Origin of the sequence: Kitasatospora sp. NPDC088346, from assembly GCF_044740765.1 — a bacterium.
GTDB lineage: Bacteria > Actinomycetota > Actinomycetes > Streptomycetales > Streptomycetaceae > Kitasatospora.
The window spans coordinates 48,387-56,093 of sequence record NZ_JBIURH010000019.1 but is presented as its reverse complement, the minus strand read 5'-3'; the positions used below and the strand labels follow the sequence as shown (position 1 = coordinate 56,093).

At 74.8% G+C, this 7,707-nt stretch carries 8 protein-coding genes, 1 tRNA gene and 1 riboswitch; of the genes, 6 read left to right on the top strand and 3 right to left on the bottom strand.

The window, feature by feature from the left end; genetic code table 11:
* Positions 1–104: 104 nt before the first annotated feature.
* Positions 105–611, bottom strand: coding sequence for an ATP-binding protein (locus ACIOFR_RS23585; protein WP_401000374.1), 507 nt, complete (start codon positions 609–611; stop codon positions 105–107).
* A gap of 694 nt (positions 612–1,305) precedes the next feature.
* Here ACIOFR_RS23585 and ACIOFR_RS23580 point away from each other — a divergent pair.
* Positions 1,306–1,390 (top strand) — tRNA-Leu (locus tag ACIOFR_RS23580).
* A 151-nt stretch (positions 1,391–1,541) separates the two neighbouring features.
* On the opposite strand, the gene ACIOFR_RS23575 is transcribed toward ACIOFR_RS23580, so the two are convergent.
* Entirely contained in the window at positions 1,542–2,174 is a 633-nt protein-coding gene (locus ACIOFR_RS23575; RefSeq protein WP_401000372.1) for a TetR/AcrR family transcriptional regulator, read from the bottom strand.
* A 146-nt stretch (positions 2,175–2,320) separates the two neighbouring features.
* On the opposite strand from ACIOFR_RS23575, the gene ACIOFR_RS23570 reads away from it, so the two are divergent.
* From ACIOFR_RS23570 to ACIOFR_RS23560, 3 genes are all read left to right on the top strand, one after another.
* A complete protein-coding gene (locus ACIOFR_RS23570; protein ID WP_401000370.1) occupies positions 2,321–3,130 on the top strand; it encodes a class II aldolase/adducin family protein in 810 nt (269 codons plus the stop codon).
* A 64-nt stretch (positions 3,131–3,194) separates the two neighbouring features.
* Positions 3,195–4,007, top strand: coding sequence for a maleylpyruvate isomerase family mycothiol-dependent enzyme (locus ACIOFR_RS23565; RefSeq protein ID WP_401000368.1), 813 nt, complete (start codon positions 3,195–3,197; stop codon positions 4,005–4,007).
* A gap of 50 nt (positions 4,008–4,057) precedes the next feature.
* Entirely contained in the window at positions 4,058–4,414 is a 357-nt protein-coding gene (locus tag ACIOFR_RS23560; RefSeq protein ID WP_401000366.1) for a hypothetical protein, read from the top strand.
* A 15-nt stretch (positions 4,415–4,429) separates the two neighbouring features.
* Here ACIOFR_RS23560 and ACIOFR_RS23555 read toward each other — a convergent pair whose 3' ends face one another.
* A complete protein-coding gene (locus ACIOFR_RS23555) occupies positions 4,430–4,990 on the bottom strand; it encodes a WhiB family transcriptional regulator (RefSeq protein ID WP_401000364.1) in 561 nt (186 codons plus the stop codon).
* A gap of 394 nt (positions 4,991–5,384) precedes the next feature.
* Positions 5,385–5,535: riboswitch (cyclic di-AMP (ydaO/yuaA leader) on the top strand.
* A gap of 5 nt (positions 5,536–5,540) precedes the next feature.
* Between ACIOFR_RS23555 and ACIOFR_RS23550 the strand changes: the two genes are divergently transcribed.
* Both ACIOFR_RS23550 and ACIOFR_RS23545 read left to right on the top strand, forming a co-directional pair.
* Positions 5,541–6,572: a transglycosylase family protein gene (locus ACIOFR_RS23550; RefSeq protein ID WP_401000362.1), complete on the top strand. Its 1,032-nt coding sequence runs from the start codon at positions 5,541–5,543 to the stop codon at positions 6,570–6,572.
* 184 nt (positions 6,573–6,756) lie between these two features.
* A complete protein-coding gene (locus tag ACIOFR_RS23545) occupies positions 6,757–7,692 on the top strand; it encodes an AEC family transporter (RefSeq protein ID WP_401000360.1) in 936 nt (311 codons plus the stop codon).
* Positions 7,693–7,707: the final 15 nt, after the last annotated feature.

Sequence of the window (7,707 nt, the reverse complement as noted above, 5' to 3'; positions counted from 1 at the left end):
TTCCGGCTTCCGGCTTCCGGCTTCCGGCTTCCGGCTTCCGGCTTCCGGCTTCCGGCTTCCGGCTTCCGGCTTCCGGCTTCCGGCTTCCGGCTTCCGGCCAAAGCTCACACCGGACAGGCGCCGCCGTCCAGGACGTCCGGGTCCTGCGCGGGCGGGCCGGCGGGTGCCGGGGGCAGCGCGGCGTCGGGCGTCGGCGGGTGTGGCGGCAGCGGGAGTGGGAGCGAGGCCCAGATGACCTTGCCGCCCTGCTCGGTCCGTTCCACGTCGCAGACCCCGCCGGCCTGCAAGGTGATGCTCTTCACCAGGAGCAGGCCGCGGCCGCCGAGTCGGCCGAGGTCGCTCTCCTGCGCCTTCGGCCGGTAGGGGTGACCGTCCTCGACCGCGATCCGCACGTGCGAGCCGTCGATCCTCAGCTCGGTGGTGACCTGCGGCGAGAGGGCCGCGGCGTGGGTGACGGCGTTGCCGACCAGTTCCGAGACGATCAGCAGCAGGTCGTCGATCAGCTCCTGGTAGCGCTCCCCCGCCATGCCCTCGGCGAGCAGCCGGTCACGGACCGCGTGGCGGGTCCGGGGCACCGAGGCCTCGCTGGTGGCCGCGGCGAAGCGCCACACCCCGGGGCGGGGCTCCGGCTCCGGCCGCCGCCCGGTGACCGGGACGGCTCGGGCTCCCGCTCCGGCCGCCGGGGTGCGGCCGGATGGGAGGGGATCCTCGTCCTCGGCCGATCTGGTCGAAGGCCCTGTCGCCTCGCTGGTCTGTTCCACGGTCAAGCCGCCCTTCGCACGGTGACGGGAGGCTCTGCCACCGACCGCAGCCAATGCCACCGGCGGCCTCTCGGGAATCGGGCGTTCCGCTCAAGGCTCCCTTGGTCCACAGAGGCTAGGAGACCAGCTGTCAGCGGCTGAAGCCAGGACTGGAACTAGGCGGGTGCTGAACTCTTCCGACAGATTCTGAGGACAAGGGGCACGATTTGATCCGATCCTGCCACCGATCGTGAAGACCATCCGGCGGGACCGCTCACCCCGGCGACGGCTTCTCGCCACCGCACCGCCCGGCGCGGGCGTCCCGACCCCGGTGCCGGCCCGCGCTCCGGCGCACCCCGCTCCGCGCCCGGCGCGCACTCCGGCCGCCCCGTCGCGCCCCCTCGCCGGTGCCCCGATTTGTCGCTGTTGCACATATTCGGGGGAAGGCTCCCCCGAAGGCCCCGCCGGACGGCAGATATGCAGGTGAGAAGCGCTCCGCAGGCCTGGTATTGTTCTCTCTGTCGCCACGGGGCGAACGAAAGTGAAGCCCGGGGCAACACACCCGGTCCGGGTGGCGGAATGGCAGACGCGCTAGCTTGAGGTGCTAGTGCCCTTTATCGGGCGTGGGGGTTCAAGTCCCCCCTCGGACACAGAATGACTCACCGGAATCCACGGTGAGGGACGATGCGAGTCGGGAGAGATCCCGGCTCGCATTTTTCGTTGTCCCCGGACGCGGCCGGACGCGATGGGGCGCAGCCGGCTGCCGCGCGGACGTCGGCAGGGGGTCTCTCCCGGCCGCGGTCACCCCGGCCCGGGCCGGCCGTCGGTGCGCTCCGCGCTGACCGCGGTCAGCAGGATCGCGAGGAAGCGGCGTTCGAGCTGTCCGGGCGGGAGTTCGTCGGGCTCGACGTAGCTCTGGGCCAGTCCGCCCTCGCGGACGGCGATCAGCAGCCGGGCGAGCTCGTCGGCGTCGACCGTCAGGGTGCGGCCGGCCCGGTCGAGGTGCTCGCGCAGGCAGCGGGCGATCTCCGCGCGCAGCCGCGCGTCGTGGCGCGCGAGCACCCAGGCGGCCTGCGGGTCGCGGATGGCGTGCAGGGTGAACTCGGTGGTGACGAGGTACCAGTCGCGTTCGGCGGGTTCGACGTCGGAGAGGACCTCGACCAGGCCCTGGAGGGTGAGGTCCTCGGTGGCGATCGAGTCAACCAGCTCGGTGATCCGCCGGACGATCCGCTCGCTGTGCTCGTCGAAGAGGGCGAGGAAGAGCTCCTCCTTGCTGCTGAAGTTGGAGTAGAACGCGCCCCGGGTGAAGCCCGCGCGCTCGCAGATCTGCTCGATCGAGGCCGCCCGGAAGCCCTGCTCGGCGAAGGTCTCCAGCGCCGCCCGCAGCAGTGCGGCGCGGGTGCGCGGGCGGCGTCTGGTCACGCCCTTGGGCATCGGTACTCCCTGTTCGGCCGGGCGGCCCGGTCGGACGGGCGGCGACACCGTTCACGATACCGATACACATCGGATCCATTGGCGTATCCGATACACCGCTGTATCTTTCGGTTGTCCGCACCGCCGCCGACTCCTGGAGCCCCGCCATGAGCACCACGCTGCCCGCCGCCCTGGCCGCCGCCGTCGGTCCCGTCCCGGAGGGCGTCACCCTGCCGATGCCTCCGGTCTTCGAGTCGGTCGAGGCCGACCGGCAGTACCGCAAGGAGCAACTCGCGGCCGGATTCCGGCTGTTCGGCAGGTTCGGCTTCTCCGAAGGGGTGGCCGGGCACATCACGGTGCGCGACCCGGAGAACCCCGAGTGGTTCTGGGTGAACCCGTTCGGGATGAGCTTCCAGCAGATCAGGGCCTCGGACCTGATCCTGGTCGACCACGAGGGCACCCTGCTGCACGGCAGCCGGCCGGTGAACCGGGCCGCGTTCGTCATCCACTCCCAGGTGCACGCCGCCCGCCCCGACGCGGTCGCCGCCGCGCACTCCCACTCGCTGCACGGCAAGGCGTTCTCCAGCCTCGGCATCCCGCTGGACCCGATCACCCAGGACGCCTGCGCCTTCTTCGAGGACCACGGCATCCACAGCGACTACCGCGGTGTCGTCAACGAGACCGAGGAGGGGAAGCGGATCGCCACCGCGCTCGGCAGCCACAAGGCGGTGATCCTCAAGAACCACGGCCTGCTCACCGTCGGGCACTCGGTCGCCGAGGCGGTCTGGTGGTTCATCACCATGGAACGCTCCTGCCAGGCACAGCTGCTGGCGATGGCCGCCGGCACCCCGCACCTGATCGACCGGGAGACCGCACTGATCACCCGCGGGCAGATCGGCACCCACCTGGCGGGCTGGTTCCAGGCGCGTCCGCTGTGGGACCAGATCACCGCCTCGGACCCGGACCTGTTCGACTGACCCGCCGGCGGCCCCCGGCACACCTCTGGACAGCCCGGCCGGTCGTGGGCCAGGCTTCGTCCCCATGACCGAGCCCGCCGTTGCCGCCGCCGTCAGTCCGCGACTGATCGCGGCCACCCTCGCCACGGCCGAGGACATCGCCCGGGTCCTGCGGACCAGGCCCGACGCGGCGGCGCCGATACCCGGCGCCGAGTGGTCCGTGGGCGAGGCGGCCGCCCACCTGGCGATGGCCAACCGGCTGATGGCGGACCTGGCTCGCGGCCTCGACCGCCCGTACGGCGACGGCACCCCCGCGAGCCTCGCGGCGGCCAACGCCGGGTCGCTCGCCGCGGACCCGGAACGCGACCCGCTCGTCCTCGCGGAGGCGATCGTCCGCCACACCCGCGACTTCGCCGAGGCCGCCGCCGGCGGCCCCGGCGCCCGGCTCCTCGACACCCCGCTGGGGCCGATGGACCTGCCGACCCTGGCCTCCTACCTGCTCACCCACATGCTCGGGCACGGCTACGACCTGGCCCGGGCGCTCGGGCAGCCGCACATGGTCGACCGCGAACGCGTCGACCTGTCGCTCCCGTTCCTGCGCACCGCCATGCCCCGCGTGGTCGACGCCCGGGCCGCCGCCGGTCGCCACATCCGCTACGCCATCGGCGTGCGCGGCGGCACCCTGTTCGGAGTCACCGTCGACGACGGCACGGTGACGGTCGATCAGCAGGCGCCGCGGCGGCCCGACTGCACGATCGTCACCGAGCCCGTCACCTTCTTCCTGATGGCCCTCGGGCGTCGCTCCCCGCTCCAGGCCGTCGCCCGCGGCGCCCTGCTCGCCTGGGGGCGCCGCCCCTGGCTCGCGCCCGCGTTCCCCGCCTTCTTCACGGCGCCGTGAGTCCGGCGGGCGCGTCCCACGGCCGGGCGGACACCGGAGCGGTGCGCCGGGTGTTCGCCCATGACGCGGTGGTCGAGCTGGAACCGGGGGCCGACCCGCGGGCGCCGGGGGCCGCCGTGACGGTGGCGCTGTGCGGCGGTTGGGAGCACGAACCGCCGTGCCCGCTCGCCCCGCACTTCACCTCGGCCGAGCCGGCCGGCAGCCGGCTCCGGGTGCGGGTGCTGTTCGCGGCCGATCCGGCGGACGAGGCCGAGGCCCGGGCCCGGATCGGCGCCGGGCTGCGGCGGGGAGCACTGACCGGTCCGGACGGGCGGGCGAGCCGCTGGCGGCTGGTCACCGACTCCCCCGGCGACGTCCGGGCGGACGAGGCCGAGCACGGCGCCCGGCTGGCCGGCCACGAGGACTGACCGCCGTCCCGGGTGCTATCCCACGGGGACGACCACCCGGGCCCAGGTCGGAGCCCGCAGGCCGACGGCCCGGCAGTGGGCGACGATCCGCTCGGCGGTGATCCGGGCGGTACGGACGGCGGCCGGCTCCACGCCCAGCGCGGAGGCGAGCTGGGCCTGCGTCCAACCCCGGTCGGTGAGGAGCAGGACGACACCGGGGCGGGCCCGGCGCTGCTCGCGGCCGATCGCCATCAGCTCGGCGTCGGAGCGGCGCGAGGCCTGCTCGCCCAGGTCGATCAGGTCGCCCAGCTGACGGCCGAACCTCCGCCGTTCGGCCGGGGTGAGCCCACCCCAGACACCGTCCCGCTCTTCGTGCACCAGCGCGCTGCGCAGGCAGGCCTCGCGCACCGGGCAGTGCCGGCAGACCTCCTTGGCCGCCTCCACCCGGGGCCCGGTGTCCTGCCGGCGCGCCCCGAAGAAGAGGTCCGGGTCCACCTGGCGGCAGCCCGCGGCCTCCAGCCCGGGCAGCACACCGACGCGGGCCGGCCGGCGCCGGGCCGTGGCGGTCGGCGCCCCGGTGATCGACTGTACGGACATGGGCGGCCTCCCTGGTCGAGCTGTCGAGCTGGTCCCACACCGGACAAGACGTGGCGGAGGGGGTCGGCGGTTCGGCCGGAGGGCGTCGAAATCCCCGGAGAGGCGGGCGGGCCGGGTGCGGGCCGGCCGTCGGCCGGGGGACCCGGGAGCGCCTTCGAGCGCTGGTCGCAGACGTGCCGGGGGCCGTGCGCCGTCGAACCTCCGGGGTCTCGGGACCGCCGGTCCCGGCCGGGGCGGAGGGGGGGTTGACGGGCCGCCGGTCGGGGGTGTCGTGATGATTGTGTGATGCTCAGTATGCAGGCTTGTTATTGAGGCGTGGATCCCTCTAATCTCCCGAGCAGCCCGCTGCTGCGGGCGCCCGGAACGCGGCACGCCCAACCCTGCCCACCGCGCCACGGGACGATCGAAAGACCCTGGGCAGGGGCGGGGGACCCAGGTTTTTCCGCCGATCCCCCTCGGCTTGGGGTGAAGCCGCGCCCGGCGCGGCCGGGCCACCTCCCGGTCCGAACCCGACAGCTCACCTCGCAGGCGTGCGGAGAGGGATGACTGAATGGTCTTTTCGGGTTCCGGGCGTCACCGCCGTCCCACCCAGGCCGACCGGGCCGTGGCGGCCGCCGGCGTGGCGGGTGTCGGTCTCGCGCTTCCGTTGCTGACCGCGACCGGCGCACACGCCGCCACGGCCGACACCTGGCAGACGGTCGCCCAGTGCCAGACCGGCGCGGACTGGAACGGCGATCCCGGCACCGGACACTACGGGGGCCTCGGACTCACGTTGCGGACCTGGGTGGCGTACGGCGGCGACGAGTTCGCCTCGCAGCCCGACCACGCCACGCCCGAGCAGCAGGTCATCGTCGCCGAGCGGCTGCTGGCCGGCCACGGCCCGAGCCTGTGGCCCACCTGCGGCCCCGCCGCCGGGCTGCCCGCGCAGACGGCCACCCCGGCCCCCGCGCCGACCGAGACCACGCCGGACACCGGTCCCCGGGTCCGCGGCGACGGCGCGGCCGTGCCGCAGTACTTCACGCCGACCACCACCCCCGACGCGACCACCGCTCCGGCGCAGCCGGGCGCCTCCCCGCAGATCTCCACCGACCTTCCGGGGACCCTGCCGGGCGCCCTGCCGACCGACCAGCCGTCGGGCCTGCCGACCGGCCAGCCCAGCGGGCTGCCGACCGACCAGCCGACCATCGTGCCGCAGCCCGGTGTCACCCCGCCGGCCACCCCGGCCCCCGGGGACCCCACGGCGACCACCCCCGTCACCCCCGCGCCGACCGGCACGGCCCCCACCGGCACCGCCTCGCCCGGCGCCGACCTTCCGGTGCCCGGCGCCTCCCCCAGCGGCACGCCGACCGCCGCCCAGGACACGACCGCGGCGTCCGCGCCGACCACCCGGGCCGCAGCGGTGACCGCCGCCGTCGCCGAGCCGGCCCCGCCGAACACCTACACCGTCGCGCCCGGCGACACCCTCTCCACCATCTCCGACTCGCTGACGCTGGGCGGCTGGAAGGGGCTGTACGCGCAGAACCCGACGGTCGGCACCAACCCCGACCTGATCCGTCCCGGCCAGGTGCTCAACCTGCCCTGAGCCACCGGCTCGGCCGCCGTTCCCGGGCGGTCCCGGTGGGTGCCCGGCACCCACCGGGACCGCCCGCGGTGCGTCGGGGTGCGTTCGGGGACGCACGGGCGGGCGGCCCCGCCGCCGGCGGCCGGCGGCGGCCCTGGCAGACTGGCGCCCGCGGCCCGTGCCCGACGATCCAGACCGAGGTTCCATGCAGTCGCTGCTGTCCGGTTTCGCCCCGATCTGGGTGCTCACCGCGGTCGGCTACCTGGTGGCGCGGACGGGACTGCTGGGCGAGCAGGCCGAGGCGGTGCTCGGCCGGTTCGTGTTCCACGTGGCGATGCCCGCCGCACTGTTCACGATGCTGGCGGGCGCACGGCTGGACGCCTTCGCGAACACCGCGATGCTGGCGTTCGCCGCCGGGACGGTCCTGGCCACCGGGCTGGGCTTCCTGGCCGGGCGCCGGCTGTTCCACCGCCGGCCCGCCGACCGGGCGATCAGCGGGATGGCGGCCGGCTACGTCAACTCGGCCAACCTGGGCATCCCGGTGGCCGTGCAGGTGCTCGGTGACGCCTCGTTCGTGGCCCAGATCCTGCTGTTCCAGGTGCTGTTGGTCTCGCCGGTGATCCTGGCCCTGCTGGACGCGGGGACCGGCCGGGGCCGGGGTGCGGGCACGGCCGGCCGGATGCTGATGCTTCCGGTGCGCAACCCGATCATCATGGCCTCGGCGCTGGGCGCCCTGGTCTCGGCCGCGGGCCTGGGGGTGCCGACCGCGCTGGCCCGCCCCGTCGAGCTGCTGGGGGCGGCCGCCGTCCCGACCGCGCTCATCACGCTCGGGATGTCGCTGCACGGCCGCGGCGCCCCGGTCCCGGGCGGGCGCGCCGAGGTCGGCGTGGCCGTCGTCCTGAAGACCCTGGTGCAGCCGCTGACCGCGCTGGCCGTCGGGGGCCTGCTGCTGGACCTGCCGCGGCATCAGCTGCTGGCGGTGGTGCTCTGCTCCGCCCTGCCGACCGCCCAGAACGCCTTCGTCTACGCCCGCGAGTACGGGCTGAGCACGGCGGTGGCCCGGGACTCGGTGCTGTCGTCCACGCTGGTGTCGATGGGCACGCTGTCGCTGGTGTACGCCGCCCTGGGGCCCACGCACTGATCCGGTGTCACACCG